We start from the raw sequence: 15,448 nt of genomic DNA, 5'->3' as shown, positions 1-15,448 counted from the left end.
TCGGATTGTTCGATTACGACAACGACAACGACAGCGTACCCGGGATCTCGCTCACCACATCAGTTCTGATCGCACCCCCCGGGGTCAGCGCGCCAAGCCGGGGTCATTATGCCAGGTCTGTCGGGAGGACAGTCACGCGGGGCGCCGACCGGCCGACACTAGCGGACCGGGGCCGCGGGATCATCGGACTTGGCCGGGTTATTCATGAAGAAGGTCAGGCGTCCGGGCAGGGGCGGGACCCGCAGCCGTTGCTCCTGGCGGGCCTGACCTGGATAGAGCGGTTCGGCGACCACGGTGACGGCACGGGTGGTGCTGGAGAACCACAGATAGCGCTTGAGCGGTGTCTTGCCGACATAGGTCCCATCGACATAGATGGCCGCCGCGGTCGGCGAGGAGCCGATCTCCACCAGCGCGTTGGAGGCCCCGGGGGGGAGGTAGCGGCAGGGATCGGGTCCGAGCGTGAACAGCCGGGCCCCGGCGCTGCAATCCAGGTGGCGGGTCGCGCAGCCCGCCGGTGCGACGGCACTGGTCAGGGCCGCGAGGGTCATGGCGATGACCAGGGTGCGGGCGGGTGCCGCGGTCATGGGGCGGCGGCGGCCTCCAATTCTTCCAGCACTGCCGTGGCGGCCGCGTCCCAGGTGAAGTGCGACGCCCGCTCGAGCCCCGCCGCGATCAGGCGCTGGCGCAGTTCCTGGTCCTGGAGCAGGCGGGTGAGGCTTGCGGTCATGGCGGGCACGTCCAGGGGGTCGAAGAGCAGCCCGGCATCGCCTACCACCTCCGGGATGCTCGAGGTGTCGGCCGCGCACACCGGGGTCCCGCTGGCCATGGCCTCCAGCACCGGGATGCCGAACCCCTCGAACAGCGACGGGAAGGCCAGGGCATCGGCGGCGGCATAGAGCGCCGGGATTGCCGCGTCGGGGACGAAGCCGGGGAAGACCACCTGATCGGTCAACCCCAGCGCCCGCACCCGCGCCTCGATGACCTCGGCCCCGCCCCAGCGCCCACCCACCAGGACCAGCGTGTGCGGCAGGTCGGTGTCGCGTTTGAGCGCCGCAAAGGCCTCCAGCAGCCGGACGTGGTTCTTGCCCGGGTGCTCCAGGCGGGCAATGTAGAGCACGTAGGGATCGGGGATCGCCAGGCCCGGCGGCAGCCCGGCGCGGGCCGTCGCGCGGGGACGCGGGGTGAAGCGCTTCAGATCCGCCCCGTTGTAGATGACCCGGATGCGGCTGCACGGGACCCGGGCGAAGGACTCCAGGTCGCGGCGGGTGGACTCGCTGACCGCGATCACCCGGGTCAGTCGCCGCATCATGCGCGGCAGGACGCGCATGATGTAGAACATGCGCGCCGCGTCGTATTTCTGCGGGACGTGGAGCTGGGAGAAGTCGTGCACCGTGCCGACGCTCGGCACCCCGTAGGACCAGGCGAGCCGCCGGTTGCCGGCGGGCATGAAGACCACCGCGCAACCGTGGCGCCGCAGCAGACCCGGCAGGGCGGCGAGGTGCCAGAAGATGCTCGTCACCGGGTGGCCGGTCCAATCCGGCAGGGTGATCACCGTAAGGCGCGGGTGCCAGGTCTGAACCCAGGCGGCGTCGGCGCGGTTGATGAAGGCGACGACGTCGTGTTGCGGCGCCAGGTCCACCAGGCGCCCGACCACGTTGGCCGCGTACTGGCTGATGCCGGATTTTCCGCCGTCGGTACCGAAGGCGGAGATGCCGATCTTCATACCGCGTCCCCCAGAATTTGCATGAGTCGGTCCAGGTACTGGGCCGGCTGGAACTGCGCCCGCACCCGCTCGAGCCCTGCCTGGCCCAGGTTGGCGGCGCGCTCCCGGTCCCCCAGCAGGGCGGCGATGGCCCTGCCCATGGCCGCCGTGTCCGCCGCCGGGGCCAGGATACCGGTCACCCCGTCGTCCAGCCAGTCCGGGATGCCGCCGACTGCGAAGGCGACCACCGGGCGCCCCCGCGCCATCGCCTCCACCCCCACCATGCCGAAGGGCTCCGGCCAGCGCGAGGGGACGACGCAGACGGCGGCGCGGGCATAGTAGGGCTCCAAGGCGGCGTGCGGGACCCAGCCGGCGAAGGTCACCCGCTCGGCAATCTTCAGGTCCCCGGCCAGGGCGCGGCAGGTGTCCAGGTGGTTACCGGTGCCGACCACGGTGGCGTGCCAGTCGCCGGCGACCCCGGCCAGGGCCCGCAGGAGCAGGTCCACCCCCTTGCCGCGGATCACCTGGCCCACGTAAAGGACCTCCGGTGCCGCGGACGGGGGGACCGACCTGGCCGCGGCCAGGGCCGCGGGAATGGGCGGGACTATGACCACCCGGTCCGGGGCCAGACCATTCATCACCAGTTCGCGCTGCATCCAGCGGCTGCCCACCATGAGTCGGCGCACTTCGCGATGGGCGCGGATGGCGGCCCTGACCCCGCCCAGTCCCTTCAGGGTGATGGGCAGGGCGGACCCCGGCGCGGCCCGCTGCACGCAGCACAGATTGAGGTAGCAGGCGGCCCCCGCCGGGCGGTCGCAGATGCGGCCGGTGAGCGGGAAATATTTGTGTCGGCGCAGGCACACCAGGTCGTGGTCGTGGACCATGCGCACCGTGGGGTACTGGCGGGCCAGCCCGGCCACCCGCGCCGGGTCCTCGACCTTGTGCAGAAAGAGGATGTCCGGGGCGAAGGCGGCGATCAGATCCTCGCCGGTCCCGGTTTGCTCGAAGGCGGCCAGGTAATCGGCTTGGGGATCGGGGTCGGCGTGCAGCAGCCCTTGAGGCCAACCGCGCGCCGTGAGTCCGCGGGCGCTGTCGTAGAGGATCTGTTCGACGCCGCCGTAGAACCCGGCGCGCTCGTGGACGTGCAGGATGCGCAAGGCCGGACCGGGGGAACGAGGTGGAATGGGCATATGATCTCAACCGGGAACCCGGGGATGGAGAACCTTGATGTTATGTGACTTTCAATGATACAGACGATGCGCGAGGGTCGGTGCTAATCTCTTTTCGCAAGTCCTTCTCGTTCCATCTCATCGATGACATTCAGGTTGTAAAGATGCTCAATCAGTGTCGTTATTCCAACTCGCATGGATGCGGCAGCGTTCGATATGCTGTTGATGTCTTTCTCGATCACCGACTTTCTTATCAGCTCGCGTGGCATCAAAAGCATGGCCGCGAAGGCATTCGCGCGTTTCTCCACCCCGGGTGATGCCCAGGGACCGCTGGTGTGGGTCACGCGCTTCGCCCGTGTGCGATCGTATAAGATATGGAAAAATTCATGAGCAAGCGTGAAGCGTTGTCCGACTTTCGTCTCGTTAAAAGAAAACTTAGTGTTCACGAGTATTGCCGGAGAGTATTGAGATCCGGCAAGTGCTACTCCGCGAATGGAGTGAGTGTGCAGTTTTTGCTTTTTGATCTCAATCCCTAGTTTAGTAAGGATGTCGGCAATATCGATGAAAGACCCGTTTCCCGGTAAATCGAGTTGCTCAAGAAGGTCTTCAGCCAAGTCGTAACCTTCCTCGAAAGGGGCTGCGATTGGCGCCCCAATACTCGTATCCACCAACTCAGTCAAGGCAGCGCTTTCGGTGCCCCCGAAGTGAGATGAGAGAAAGGCGAGCAGTGTCTCCACGTCCTTGTCGCCAATATCTGGACTCACTCCTCCGAACATCAGCACCGGACTATCAAAAAAAGAAATGGCCGGCACCGAAGGCAGTCTGGCGCTTTCCGTGGCAATAGCAAATTTCTTTTTGACTTCATCAATGCGTTTCAATAATCTTTCCGGCAAATACCAGGATTCCAGATCCTTGGTCGAGATTTCGTGGAGCTCGTTCAGGCGCTGCCGAAGCTGTTCCACCGTTTTGATGTCGGCAACGTCGGCGACTTCCGATGATTTGACGAACCACTCGAGTGATTGCCAGAGAGGTTCCGTTACTTCAGCAATAGGAAGAGTCGCCACGCCCGGCATCAAAGAAAAACGAAAACCATCGGGGGCGTAAGTGGGCTGCCGTGCGGTCCATGAAATCTCTATGTCGTTTCCCAGGCGGCGAAAGTACACGTCAGGATAAAGCGCGCTGGAGTCGGCCGCACGTAACGCATGACGTTGCCACCATGACTGAACTTTCTCATACTTCTCTTGATTGATATCATCTTCTGCTGCGATCAGTCTGCGCATTGCCATAAAGGTCGACGTTGCCGCCGGGCCTGCATCATTTTCATGCCACGAATAATTCTCTTCATGAAAAAGAGGAGTCCAATTCTTGACCAGCCACTCAAAAACAGGCAACAAGTACCATTGTACTGAGTCTCTGTCTTTCCCGGCGCGCCTGTTCCGTGTCAGAACGTGGCCGCCTACCGTGATCTTCAGTTCGCCAGTCGACCAACCGCCGTGAGCGGGTCGATGTTCACGTGCCTCCCGATCTTTGATCCAGCCAAGCTCAATCTCAAATCGTCCGGGACTGCCGAATTTCGTGTTATTCATCAATTCTTGTCCATCGGTAAGGCCCAGTGTACATCGCACTTATCGAAAGAGAAATAGCGCGTTATTTGTCTTTTGGAGACCATCTTGTTGGCTAACCATCCTTTTTTAATTTCAGCAGGGACGTGCTCCCATGGAATTGGGTAACCGTGCCAAGTCCCATCCTTGGTCGGCTTTGCCTCAAACGCGATTCCCTCCGCTGTGGCGAAGCGCCTATTCATCCCTTCACATATCTCTGCGGTCTTAAACAATGTCTCCGCCCGTGTTGCTTGCCAATCGTGGGTATGCATGTTATGCGACAGCCCGGCGTTGGGGGTTGTGTGAGTCCATTCAGGGCACAAAGTACCCTTCTGCCCGTTTGCAGGTCGATTCTTGTGTTTTGAATTTCCACGATATGTTGGCGTTCCGGTCGGGGTCAGATGCAATTTGGCAAGGTCGCGTTTGATCACAAATTTCTTTTCCGCCGAATGGTAGTCCGCGCGAAACCCACCCGGAATGAGCGGATGGATCAGCCCCGCCGCCCCCGCGGCAGTTCGCGGTAAATGTCGACCAGGCGCGCGGCGATGGCGGACCAGGCATAGTCGCGCCTGGCCTTGGCCTGCCCCGCCGCGGCGATGCGCCCGGCGAGTTGCGGGTCGCTCAGGACCTGGATCAGCCGGGCCGCCAGGTCCGCGGTGTCACCGGGTTGGGCGTGGACGATGTCCGCCCCGTCGGCAGTAAAGGAGGGGATGCCCCCGACCCGGGCGGCGACCACCGGTCGGCCGGCGGCCCAGGCCTCCAGGATCACGATGCCGAAGGGCTCGTGCAGCGAGGGCAGGCAGAAGACCTCGGCGGCATGGTAAGCGGCCGGGAGCATGGGATCGTCCGGGCGCAGCCCCGGGATCAGGGTGACCCGGTCGGTCAGTTCCAAGTCCTTGACCCGGCCGAGCAGCCGCTCGTGGTAGCCCGCCACGGTGACTGGTCCGAGCAGGACCAGGTGAACCGACGGGACCTGGGCGGCCACCGTCGCCAGGGCCTCCACCAGGCCGATCTGGTTCTTCTGGTAGTCGATCCGGCTGACGCACAGGATGATGCGCCGATCGGCAGCGATGCCGTAGGCGGCCCGGAAGCCCACGGCGTCGCCTTGGGCGAAGGCGTCGCAGTCCACCCCGTTAGGGATCAGTTCCACCCGCTGTCCGGGGAGCTTGGCCTTGGCCGCGGCATATTCATCGCCGCCGACGCAGATCACCGCGGCGGCGTCCTGAAGCACCCGCCGGGCGCCGAGCAGGGCGCCGAAGACGCGGCCCCACTCCGGGCGATTGCGGATCGTAGCCAGCATCTGGTCCATCTCGCCCTTGGGGACCGCGAAGTAGCCGCCATGCAGGGTTACCACATAGGGGATGCCGCGCAGCCGGGCCGCGGTACGCACGACACCTCCGACGCGCTTGCCCGTGTGGGCATGGATCAGATTCACCCCGGGCTCGCGCAGCAGGCCGAGCAGCAGGGGCAGGGAGAGCAGGTTGCCGCCTTTCTTGTCCATGTCGCGGCGGTCGTCGGCGCTGAGGCCGAAGAAGGGGTAGCTGTAGGGGAAGCGCCGCACCGCCACCCCCGCGATGGTCTCGCGGCGCTGCTGCGACAGGGCGAGGCTGGTGAAGATCGCCGCATCGTGTCCGGCACGCTGCAAGGCGCGACTGGTCTGGAGGATGGTGGTCTCGGTGCCGCCCCATTCGGACAACACGAAGCGGCGGGGAACCTGGATGATCTTCATCTCGCCTCCCCTGTTGGTTCCGGCGCACCCGGGCGCCGCCCTACCACCCGCGCCGGGACGCCCACGGCGATGGACCAGGGCGGGATGGACTTGGTCACCACGGCCCCGGCCCCGATGATGCAGCCGTGCCCCAGGGTCACCCCTTGCAGGATGACGGCGTTAAGCCCGATCCAGCAGTCGTCCTCGATCACCACCGGGTCGGTCAGGACGGGTTGATCGTTGATGGGAATGTCGCAGCGCTGCGTGGTGTGGGAGACGGTGTTGATGCTGCTGTGCGCGGCGACCAGGACGTTGCGGCCGATGGTCACACCGCCGTTGCCGCAGACAAAACAGAAGGGGCCGAGCCAGGAGCGCTCGCCGAGGGTGACGAAGCCGCGGTTGGCGTTGATGACCACGGCGTCGTTGATAGACACCTCCTGGCCGAGTGCGATGCCCGGATTGGCGTCGGTGTTGGCGCGCAGGGTGGCGTGGCGCCCGATACCCACCCCGTCGCCGAGGCGGATGCGCCCCGGGTACTGGAGGCTGACCCCGGGGTCGATGTGACAGCCGGCCCCCAGTGCCCCGAGGCGGGCCCGATACCAGCCCAGGCGCAGGCCCTCGATGGTCCGGCGGACGATGCGCAGAGGTCCCGGCATGACGGCTCCTGATGGGTCTTGGGGTGGGGGTGGGTGGGGCGCTTCAGGCGCGCCGTGACGCCAAGGTGCGGCGCAGCTTGCCGGCGATCAGGTCCCGCTCGACGGCGACCAGGCCGCTCCAGTAGAAGGCGGTGAAATAGACGAGCGCACTGAGCGCCCCCTCCAGGAAGATCCAGGTGAACCCGGTGATAGGCTGCCAGTAGGCCAGCAGCCAGGCGGTTCCCAGGGCCGGGACCAGGGCCGGCAGCGGCGGCCAGATCGCCTGGCGAACGAACCCGGCGAGCGGCAGTGCCTGGTCGCGGCAGGCGCGCGGGACCACCAGGGTGAACTCCACCAGGAAGGTGGCGATCAGGGTCCCCAGGGCCACCCCGATGAGTCCAAAGAACTGGACCAGCACAATCGACAAGACGAGGTTGAGCAGCGCCGAGCCGCCCATGGCGAAGGCGACGAAGCGGTGCTTGCCGGTCATCCCCAGGACATTGGCCGCGTTGAGCTGAACGCTGGCCAGGAGCATCGCGACCAGCAGGATGCGCAGTACCGGAATGGACTCGGCGAATGACTCCCCCATCCAGTGGATGACGAAGGGTTCGGAGTAGAACAGGAGCAGGGCGAAGAAGGGCACCGCAATGGCCAGCAGGAAGCGGGTCCCGTCCACCAGGACCCGCCGCACGGTGGCCGCATCCCCGGCCCCCTTGGACAGTGACACCAGCGGCATCAGGGCGTTGGAGAACTGCTTGTTGAGCAGGTAGGTGTATTCGGCGATTTTGGCCCCGACGGCATAGACGGCCACCGCGGTGAGCGGCAGGAACATCTTGATGACCACCGGGTCCATCCGCAGGATGATGAGGACCGCCACGTTGGCGATGAAGAAATACACGGAGAAGCCGAGCAGTTCGCGCACCCGTGAGCGGCTGAAGAGCCGCGGCGAGACCGCGAGCCCTGGGGTCAGTCGAATGGCCAGCGGCAGCATCACGGCGGGCCCGAGCAGCATGGTCGCGGCGGTGGCGATGGCCATGCCCACCAGGCCGAGGCCGGCAGAGAGCAGGATCACGATCAGGGCGGCGTTGACCAGGGTGGTGACCAGTTCGATCCCGTTGACCAGGTGCATCCGCCCGCTGCCGATGAGGATCGCCTTGATCAGACTGGCCGGGAAGTTGATGGCGACCACGGTTCCCAGCAGCCACAGGGCCAGCGTGAAGGGATCGGCCTGGTCGGGGCTCAGCGCGAACCAGCCCGAGGCCGGACCCGCCAGGATGGCCACCAGGACCAGGCAGATCAGGCCGAGGCCCGTGTAGACCACCAGCAGGGTGGACAGGACCTGATTGCGCGCGGCCTGGTCCCCGCTCGCCGTCAGTTCGGCGACATACTTCATGGCCGCGGTGGCGAAACCGAGATCCAAGAGGCCAAAGAGCCCGACCACGGCGAAGATCAGGGACCAGAGCCCGAACAGGTCCAGGCCCAGGTGTGTGACCTGGAAGGGAATGAGGAAGAACATCACCGCGATCCCGACGATGACCCGCAGGTAATTGCTGGCGATGTTCAGTATCCAACGCATCAGGGTGCTCCAGGGCTCAAGCGTAACGCCGCCACAGGCGCAGGAAGGCGTCTGTGGCGTCCGACCAGGACCTGCCCGCGGGCAGGACAAGCGCATCCGCCAGTATCGGGGCCGCGGGGCTGCCCGGGCGCGACAACAGCAACGGCAGCGTGGCAATCAACCGTTCCCTGGGGTAGCGCAGCGACCAGCGCGGCTGTTGCAGCAATTGCGCCGGCCCGAAGTCGCGCAAGGTGATCGCCGCATTGCGCCACCCGCCCCAGGACGCCTGCCCCTGACCCTTCGCCATCGCCGGTGAGCAATAGGCAGTCCAATCGTCGACGGCACTGCCGGTGCGCGTGCGTTCCAGCCAGGACAGGGTGTCCAGCCAGATGCCCACCACCTGTTGCTGCCAGACCTGGGCGCTTTCGGCCGCGTAACGGTCATAATCCGGGTGGAACTTGTTCTCCCGGGCCTGCGCGTAGAGCGCCATGAAGGCCTCCTTGCCGCGCCAGTCCAGCGCGTGCAAAAGCTCGCCTTTGTTCACATAGGACGGGTGGTAGGACTGGTTTGCGGCAAGCCGGGCATCGCCGCAGGCCAGGATGGCCTTGAACAGGTACTTGAAGAAGATTTCCTGCTCCGCGGCGGTGAGCGGCGCACCATCGGCGAGTCGTCGCTGGTTCATCAGCAGCAGGGCGCCGCGATTGAGCAGCAGTCGCGTGAACTCGCCCAGTGGCAGCCGACTGAAGGGCATGGGCGGCATCGCCGCGAGCACCGCCGGGTCGCCGGCGACGACGCGGTGGCCCCAGATCATCTCGGCGTTCATCAGCGAGTATTCGGCCTTGGGCAGCGTTTCCTCGCGCAGGATGGCAAAGTCCACCTCGACCCCCACCTCGCCCTCCAGCGCCCGCGCCCGCTCCGCCAGGGCCCGCGTCAGGCCCGCGCGGCGCGTCCGGTCGAGGCCGCGCACGACCACGAAATAATCGTAGTCGTTGTAGGGCTGCGGTTGCCCATCGCGCAGGACATAGCCCCCTTCCCCGCGCCCGTAGCCGCCCATGAGCACCAGGCCCCGAAAGGCCGGCGGGGCGATGAGCGCCCGTACCGCGTCAGCGATCAGCGACTGGTCACGGGCAATCCGGTGCTCAACCGCGGCGTCGCCATCCAGCGTGAAGCGGTGACGGTCAGACGGGGCTATCGCGGTCTCAGCGAGCGGCATCAGGTTCTCCCGGGTTCAGTGAGCGGCAGCGGTTCTGCGGCCTTCCAGAAGTCCGCGCCAGCGGCCCCACTTTTGCACGGCGCGCAGCGGAACCGTATGAACGAACGCATCCAGCGAACCCTGTTGCGCGGCCCAGCGCAGGTCGCGCAAGACCTCCATACCGAACGGCAGCAGGCAGTAGCGAAGAAAAGAGGTATTGATCTCGCCGGCGTGGAAGATCCAGGCCTCGGCCTTGCCCTCCCCGAACTGGCGCTTGAAGGATTGGCGTAGCGTATAATTGTGCGAGTGGGTGGCGGCGGCCGCGGCCACGTAGCGGATCGCCAGCCCGGCCTTGCGCAAACGGTACGACCACTCGATATCCTCGGAGTATTGGATCCTGGTTTCAAACGGAAAGCGTTCAAGGATGTCGCGCCGGACCGCGCAATTAGCCATGGAAAAGAAATGGACCCAGGTGGCGGCCTCACGCCCGTCGCCGAAGGCGCGCTCGGTATCCTTGACGAAGAGGGAGCGGCAATCGGGCCGTGCCGTCTGACGACCGTAGACCACACCGACCTGCGGGTCGGCGAGCGGGGCGATCAGCTGCTCCAGCCAGTCCTCCCCCTCGGGGGTGGCGTCGGAGTTGATGAAGACGACGACCTCCCCCCCCACCGAGCGCACCGCCTCGTTGAGCACGGTGCCGGGGTTGTAGGAGGCGCTGTCGTTGCGGCGGATGTGGTGCGCGTCGTTGAATTCCTTGATAATGTCGAGGGTACCGTCGGTCGAGCTCGAGTCGAAATTCCATAGCTCGAAATTCCGATAGGTCTGCCGCCGGATCAACTCCAGGGTCCCGCGAATGACGCCGCGGTCATTGTATGAGCGCATGGCGATGGCGACCTTGGGTTTGAAGCCACTGGCGGCGGGTCGATCAGTTCGCTGTTCCATCTCTTGCCCTCGTTTCTCGATCACCAATCTCTCGACCTTTCCGGGAAACCCGCCCGCTCACAGGCGGCGGCGCCAGGCGTCGCCGTTGAACAGCATCCGCACACCACTGAGCAGGTATCCCATATCTTTGCTCCAGCTGCGTGTCTGGGCATAAAAGGCGTCGCTCAGGAGACGCTCCTCCAACGGCGCGTCATCCGTCAAGGTGAGTTGGGTAGGTCCCAGCAGGCCGACCGGTACCTGATCACGGACCCGTTGCCAGTCCTCCGAGCGCTCAGCATCCTGTTCCGGTGTCAGGGGCGAAACACCGACCAGCCGCAGATCGCCCTGAATCACCGCGAACAGGCCCGGCAGGTGACGCAGCACGGGAATCGCGGTATTGCAGTATCTCGCCTTGAATCGTCTCACCGCGCCATCCCCGCCGGGAAACGCCGCGCGATTGCCCACGCACTCGCGACTCGCCATCAGCGGCCCCCGACCGGACAAGGCCGCCGCCGCGCCGGCCAAGGGCCACAGCGGCAAGGATAGGATCAGCAACAGGACACCCGCCAGCCGATCCCAGCGGGAGACGCGCGCACGCGTCCCGGTCGCGTCCAGGCTGCCGAGCAGGAAGGCCTCGCTGATCGTGAGCAGGGCGCCCGTATCGACCCGCATGAGCTGGTTGCCGGCGACGATTGCATTGCCGATCTCCACCAACTCGCCCACATAGGTGCGAGGGAGAATCACACTGTTGCGGATGGTTGCAGCGCGGTCGATGACGACGTTATCGCCGATCACGACCTCGCCCAGCAGTTCGGCCTCAGGATCGACCCGGCTGTTCGCGCCGACGTAGGCCACCCCCTGCTTGAGGCTCTTCGGCAAGACCGAGGCCTTGCGGCCGGCGATCAGCCCCAAGGCGACCGTGCGGCCCGCAACCTGGAGACCCGGGATGCGCCCGGCCAGGAGGTCGAGATTGGCCTTATGGAAGGCCGGAAGGCTTTCCAGGCAGTTGAGAACCGCGTCCGCGACGACGCAGCCGTCCTCGCTCGGAAGGGGCTTGGGCGCATCCCAACTCAGGCTGTCGAGCAGGTTGCCGGGCGCCTGACAACCTGGACGCAGGAGCAGCAGACTACCGCGGGGGTCCGCTCCCACCCCGCAGAATGCGAAAGTGCCGGGCTTGCTCTGGGCCTGATGCAGAAACTCGCCCATGGCGGGAGAGCGCAGCACGTCGCCGCGCAGTGCGAGCACCGCGTCGGCATCGGCCAGATTCAGACGCGACCACACCGCGGCAGGCTGCTCCTCGCCGCGACTGAGCACATAGCGGATGCTCGCCCCCCAGCGTTCACCTTCTCCCAGGGTGCTGACCCTGGTCTGTTCGCCATGGGCCGCCGCGACCACCACCAGCTCGCGGATGCCGGCGCCCACCAGTTCCTCGAGCGTATAGAGCAGCAGCTCCTTACCCGTCACCGGAAGCAGCGCGACCGCCACCTTGTCGGTGAGGGGCGCGAGTTCCAAGCCCAGGCGATCTGCAAATACGAGTGCGCGCATGTACCGTTTGCTCCGAAATAATTGCTCCTCAGTAGGCTCCCGTACCGAACAACAGGGCGGGAACCGTCTTTAACAGGATCTTGATGTCGCTCCAGAACGACTGGGACTGGATGTACTGCGCGTCGAGTTCCACCTGCTGGTCGAACGGGATGTCGGAGCGACCCGAGATCTGCCAGATACAGGTGATGCCGGGTATCACCTCCAGGCGGCGACGATCCGACAGCGAATACTGATCCACCTCCTGGGGGACCGGGGGTCGGGGACCGACGAGCGACATGTCGCCTTTGATCACATTCCAGAGCTGCGGCAACTCGTCGATGGAGGTCTTGCGGATGATACGCCCGACCTTGGTGACGCGCGGATCGTTCTTCATCTTGAAGATGACCCCACCCTGCATTTCGTTGTGCGCCATTAACTCCTTCTTGCGCTTCTCCGCATCGGTGTACATGGAGCGGAATTTCCACATCGTAAATAAGCTTCCCCAGCGCCCGACGCGCGTCTGTTTGAAGAAGACGGGCCCGGGGTCTTCCAGTCGAATAGCAATGGCCACGGCGAGGAATACGGGGATCAGGAGCACCGCGAGGATGGCGGCGCTGACAATATCGAAGACCCGCTTCACCAGGTAGGCACCAGTGACGACACCCACCCATCCGGCACGCTTGAGGTAAAACCGCAGCCGGTGCCTGAAGGTCGACTGATCGATGCGACCGTAGCGCTCCAGCAGGAGTTCGCGTAGTCTCTGCTCGTGGGTCTGTTCGCTCATGGCCGTGCCACATTCATGATTGGTGTGAAGCCGCCGGGAGCGGCGGCGCCTGGTGCCCGGCGCCCGCGTCCGGCAGCGGGAAACGCTCCGGGTGCCGCGCCTGCCGACGCACGCGAAGCAGAAAGAGCGGGTTACCGATCACATAGCGCCGCCACATGCGCCCGGGCTCTTGCAGCAGCCGATACACCCACTCCAGCCCCAGGTCCCGCATCCATACCGGGGCGCGCGGGATGCGGCCCGAGTAGAAGTCGAAGAGCCCGCCGACACCCATACTGACGGGCGGCACCAGGCGGTCGCGCCAGCGGTCCAGCCACAGCTCCTGGCGGGGGACACCGAACGCTACGAGCAAGATCCGCGCCCCGGAATTATTGATGGTATCCACCACGGACGCCTCCTGCGCGGGAAGAAAAAAGCCGTCTCGCGTGCCGGCGATCTTGAGCGCCGCAAAGCGCTTGACCATGTTGTCGGCCGCCGCCTGCGCCACCCCTGGCCGGGCCCCGAGGAGATAGATCGGCAGCCGCTCGCGGGCCGCCGCTTCGCACAGGATCGGAAACATGTCCGTGCCATTGACGTTCGCCCGCAAGGCCAGGCCGAGCATGCGACAACCAAGGTGAATCCCGATCCCGTCGGGCAAGACCCGATCCGCCGTGAGCAGTACCCTGCGGTAATCGGCGGCGCGCCAGGCGATATTCAGGCAGTCCGGATTGACGAAGGCCATCAGCCGGGGCGTCCTTCCAGTCGCATTGGCGACGACCCAGTCTACCGCCTCATGCATGGTCGTGTTCAAGACGGGGATGCCGAAGAAATTGATTACCGGCGGCATCGCGCGCGGGGGTCCCCCGCCGCCTAAGACTGCAGACACCACCGAGCGCGCCGCCAGCCCCAGGTCGCCGCTGATCGTTTGCGCATAGACCTGATCCCGATCCATTGCCGACTCGCGCTCATGCGCCAGGCCGATGCGGCTGCGAATGCCGAAGGGCGAGACCAACCCGGGCCGGACGACAAACCGCACCAGGTCCTCCACCGGGACGGCCGCCGCCTGCGCCGCATCCAGGGGTCGCGGCCCAACGATCGCCAGGTCGCCCCGCAACACGTTCAACCACACGGCCAGACCGCGGAACCGACCACTGCCCGCGAAAGACAGCTGCTGGAAGGGCGTTTGAAAGCGCCCGATCAGTGTAGCCTGGGCGAGGACGACACCCGTCTGGCGGCGACTCCACAGTGCGCGCACCACCAAGAGCGGCGAGAGAACGACCAGCAGCACGACACTGGCCACAATATCGACGGCACGGGGCAGGAACTCGCCCAGCAGGACGAGCGTCGGATAGCCGCGCCGCCGCAGACCGGCCAACCAGCGATTGCGCCGGGAAAGACCGAGCGGACCGGGGATCACCAATGGGGATTTGGCCATCAGGTGCAGACCTTCAGGATGTTCGCCAACCATCGCCGGCAACACGGCAAGCCGCCGGCCGCAGCGCTCGTCACGCCAGGCGGAGCAACGCTGGTTGCATAATACGTCACAGCACGCCCCCGATCTGAACGAGTAAGTCGCGAATACTGGAGTGCAGCGCGCCCGCGCCCGAATACACCTTGTCCGCGTACTGTCGGGACGGCTCGACAAACTGGTCGTGCATGGGCTTCACATGCGCCAGAAACTGTTGCTCGACACCCGCACGATCCCGCCCCCGCTCCCGCGCATCGCGCGCAAGTCGCCGCGCAAACCGCAGCGGCTCCGGGGCATCGATAAACACCTTCGTATCACAGATCGCGCGCACCCGCTGATCCGCCAGAACCAGCATTCCCTCGACCACCATCCAGGGGCAGGCAGCGAGGACCACGGTTCGCTCCAGGCGCCGATGCGTCGCGTAATCATAGACGGGCACCGCCACCGGCCGTCCGGCCTTGAGTTCCTCCAAATGCCTCGACAGCAGGGCGAAATCGATGGCATCCGGATGATCGAAGTTGACACTCCCGCCATCATGGTCAAACTCCCGACTCCGATCATGATAATAAGCGTCTTGCTGCAGAATCGCGCAGCGTTCGCGCCCCACCCGCTCTTGCAGCATCAGCGCAAACGTCGTCTTGCCGGACCCGCTGCCGCCCGCGATGCCGATAATGGTCATGTCAGGCACCCTCGATACCTTGCCGCCAACTCATCGCCCGCGACCGGGGACTGCCGCAGCGCCCCCACCTGCTGCCGCGAGCCACAGCCCTGCGGGGGTCAGCCGCGCGGCATCGGTGGCGGCGCTGATACGGCCGCTGATCGGGCGTCAGTGCATCGCGCGCAGTGCCGCTTCTTCATCGTCGAAGATCCGAAATATGGTGTGCAGCTTGGTCAGCTCGAACAGCGCGCGCACATTGTTGCCCATCCCGAACAGGCAGACATCACCGCCCTGCTTACGGGCCGTCTGCAAACTCCCGACCAGGGTCCCGCAGCCACTGGAGTCCATGAATCCGGTCCGGGTCAGGTCCAGGATCAGGCGGCCGCGACCATCAAGTAGGATCGCCTTGAGTTGTGCCTTGGCGTCGGCCGCATCGGCCATCATCAGGCGTTCAGGTAGCCGGACGATATCGATCCCGTCGCGGCTCTCATGTTCAAATTGCATGGGGATACTCCTGCTCACAGTAGGCGGTTCGGCGGCGGGATCGGGCGGGTC

Annotated in this window: 15 protein-coding genes; all 15 read right to left on the bottom strand. The window is 65.3% G+C overall.

What is annotated here, in order from left to right; translation table 11 throughout:
- Window positions 1–158: 158 nt before the first annotated feature.
- Window positions 159–584: a PEGA domain-containing protein gene (locus QZY48_RS33670; protein ID WP_295439007.1), complete on the bottom strand. Its 426-nt coding sequence runs from the start codon at window positions 582–584 to the stop codon at window positions 159–161.
- Entirely contained in the window at window positions 581–1,723 is a 1,143-nt protein-coding gene (locus tag QZY48_RS33665) for a glycosyltransferase family 1 protein (RefSeq protein WP_295439005.1), read from the bottom strand. The genes QZY48_RS33670 and QZY48_RS33665 overlap by 4 nt, the downstream gene beginning before the upstream one ends.
- Window positions 1,720–2,892, bottom strand: a complete 1,173-nt coding sequence (locus tag QZY48_RS33660) for a glycosyltransferase family 4 protein (RefSeq protein WP_295439003.1) — start codon at window positions 2,890–2,892, stop codon at window positions 1,720–1,722. Before QZY48_RS33660 ends, QZY48_RS33665 begins: the two co-directional genes overlap by 4 nt.
- 83 nt (window positions 2,893–2,975) lie before the next feature.
- Complete coding sequence (locus QZY48_RS33655; protein ID WP_295439001.1) at window positions 2,976–4,457, bottom strand: ImmA/IrrE family metallo-endopeptidase; 1,482 nt, start codon at window positions 4,455–4,457, stop codon at window positions 2,976–2,978.
- A complete protein-coding gene (locus QZY48_RS33650; RefSeq protein WP_295438999.1) occupies window positions 4,457–4,903 on the bottom strand; it encodes a hypothetical protein in 447 nt (148 codons plus the stop codon). The genes QZY48_RS33655 and QZY48_RS33650 overlap by 1 nt, the downstream gene beginning before the upstream one ends.
- Window positions 4,904–4,962: 59 nt before the next feature.
- Window positions 4,963–6,201 carry a glycosyltransferase family 4 protein gene (locus QZY48_RS33645; protein ID WP_295438998.1) on the bottom strand — a complete coding sequence of 413 codons (1,239 nt, stop codon included), beginning with the start codon at window positions 6,199–6,201 and terminating at the stop codon, window positions 4,963–4,965.
- Complete coding sequence (locus QZY48_RS33640; RefSeq protein ID WP_295438996.1) at window positions 6,198–6,836, bottom strand: DapH/DapD/GlmU-related protein; 639 nt, start codon at window positions 6,834–6,836, stop codon at window positions 6,198–6,200. The genes QZY48_RS33645 and QZY48_RS33640 overlap by 4 nt, the downstream gene beginning before the upstream one ends.
- A gap of 43 nt (window positions 6,837–6,879) precedes the next feature.
- Window positions 6,880–8,391 (bottom strand): oligosaccharide flippase family protein, encoded by a 1,512-nt coding sequence (locus tag QZY48_RS33635; RefSeq protein WP_295438995.1) that lies wholly within the window; start codon window positions 8,389–8,391, stop codon window positions 6,880–6,882.
- Window positions 8,392–8,407: 16 nt separating this feature from the next.
- Entirely contained in the window at window positions 8,408–9,583 is a 1,176-nt protein-coding gene (locus QZY48_RS33630; protein ID WP_295438994.1) for a hypothetical protein, read from the bottom strand.
- A gap of 15 nt (window positions 9,584–9,598) precedes the next feature.
- The gene (locus tag QZY48_RS33625; RefSeq protein ID WP_295438993.1) at window positions 9,599–10,528 is read right to left on the bottom strand and encodes a glycosyltransferase; all 930 of its coding nucleotides are present in this window, start codon (window positions 10,526–10,528) and stop codon (window positions 9,599–9,601) included.
- Window positions 10,529–10,561: 33 nt separating this feature from the next.
- Window positions 10,562–12,028, bottom strand: a complete 1,467-nt coding sequence (locus QZY48_RS33620) for an NDP-sugar synthase (protein ID WP_295438991.1) — start codon at window positions 12,026–12,028, stop codon at window positions 10,562–10,564.
- Window positions 12,029–12,056: 28 nt separating this feature from the next.
- Window positions 12,057–12,791, bottom strand: coding sequence for a sugar transferase (locus tag QZY48_RS33615; RefSeq protein ID WP_295438989.1), 735 nt, complete (start codon window positions 12,789–12,791; stop codon window positions 12,057–12,059).
- Between the two features lie 13 nt (window positions 12,792–12,804).
- Window positions 12,805–14,202 carry a WecB/TagA/CpsF family glycosyltransferase gene (locus tag QZY48_RS33610; RefSeq protein ID WP_295438987.1) on the bottom strand — a complete coding sequence of 466 codons (1,398 nt, stop codon included), beginning with the start codon at window positions 14,200–14,202 and terminating at the stop codon, window positions 12,805–12,807.
- Between the two features lie 106 nt (window positions 14,203–14,308).
- Window positions 14,309–14,914, bottom strand: coding sequence for a uridine kinase (udk, locus tag QZY48_RS33605; RefSeq protein ID WP_295438985.1), 606 nt, complete (start codon window positions 14,912–14,914; stop codon window positions 14,309–14,311).
- 147 nt (window positions 14,915–15,061) lie between these two features.
- Window positions 15,062–15,397 carry an STAS domain-containing protein gene (locus QZY48_RS33600; protein WP_295438983.1) on the bottom strand — a complete coding sequence of 112 codons (336 nt, stop codon included), beginning with the start codon at window positions 15,395–15,397 and terminating at the stop codon, window positions 15,062–15,064.
- Window positions 15,398–15,448: the final 51 nt, after the last annotated feature.

This window comes from uncultured Thiodictyon sp. (assembly GCF_903828115.1).
GTDB lineage: Bacteria > Pseudomonadota > Gammaproteobacteria > Chromatiales > Chromatiaceae > Thiodictyon.
Note: the sequence above shows the minus strand (reverse complement) of the source record. Positions and strands in the feature narration are given on the sequence as shown.

Bases quoted from the DNA above. Each gene is read 5' to 3' on its own strand.
- QZY48_RS33670 (WP_295439007.1), bottom strand. From the start codon at position 584: ATGACCGCGGCACCCGCCCGCACCCTGGTCATCGCCATGACCCTCGCG.
- QZY48_RS33665 (WP_295439005.1), bottom strand. From the start codon at position 1,723: ATGAAGATCGGCATCTCCGCCTTCGGTACCGACGGCGGAAAATCCGGC.
- QZY48_RS33660 (WP_295439003.1), bottom strand. From the start codon at position 2,892: ATGCCCATTCCACCTCGTTCCCCCGGTCCGGCCTTGCGCATCCTGCAC.
- QZY48_RS33655 (WP_295439001.1), bottom strand. From the start codon at position 4,457: ATGAATAACACGAAATTCGGCAGTCCCGGACGATTTGAGATTGAGCTT.
- QZY48_RS33645 (WP_295438998.1), bottom strand. From the start codon at position 6,201: ATGAAGATCATCCAGGTTCCCCGCCGCTTCGTGTTGTCCGAATGGGGC.
- QZY48_RS33640 (WP_295438996.1), bottom strand. From the start codon at position 6,836: ATGCCGGGACCTCTGCGCATCGTCCGCCGGACCATCGAGGGCCTGCGC.
- QZY48_RS33635 (WP_295438995.1), bottom strand. From the start codon at position 8,391: ATGCGTTGGATACTGAACATCGCCAGCAATTACCTGCGGGTCATCGTC.
- QZY48_RS33630 (WP_295438994.1), bottom strand. From the start codon at position 9,583: ATGCCGCTCGCTGAGACCGCGATAGCCCCGTCTGACCGTCACCGCTTC.
- QZY48_RS33620 (WP_295438991.1), bottom strand. From the start codon at position 12,028: ATGCGCGCACTCGTATTTGCAGATCGCCTGGGCTTGGAACTCGCGCCC.
- QZY48_RS33615 (WP_295438989.1), bottom strand. From the start codon at position 12,791: ATGAGCGAACAGACCCACGAGCAGAGACTACGCGAACTCCTGCTGGAG.
- QZY48_RS33610 (WP_295438987.1), bottom strand. From the start codon at position 14,202: ATGGCCAAATCCCCATTGGTGATCCCCGGTCCGCTCGGTCTTTCCCGG.
- udk (WP_295438985.1), bottom strand. From the start codon at position 14,914: ATGACCATTATCGGCATCGCGGGCGGCAGCGGGTCCGGCAAGACGACG.
- QZY48_RS33600 (WP_295438983.1), bottom strand. From the start codon at position 15,397: ATGCAATTTGAACATGAGAGCCGCGACGGGATCGATATCGTCCGGCTA.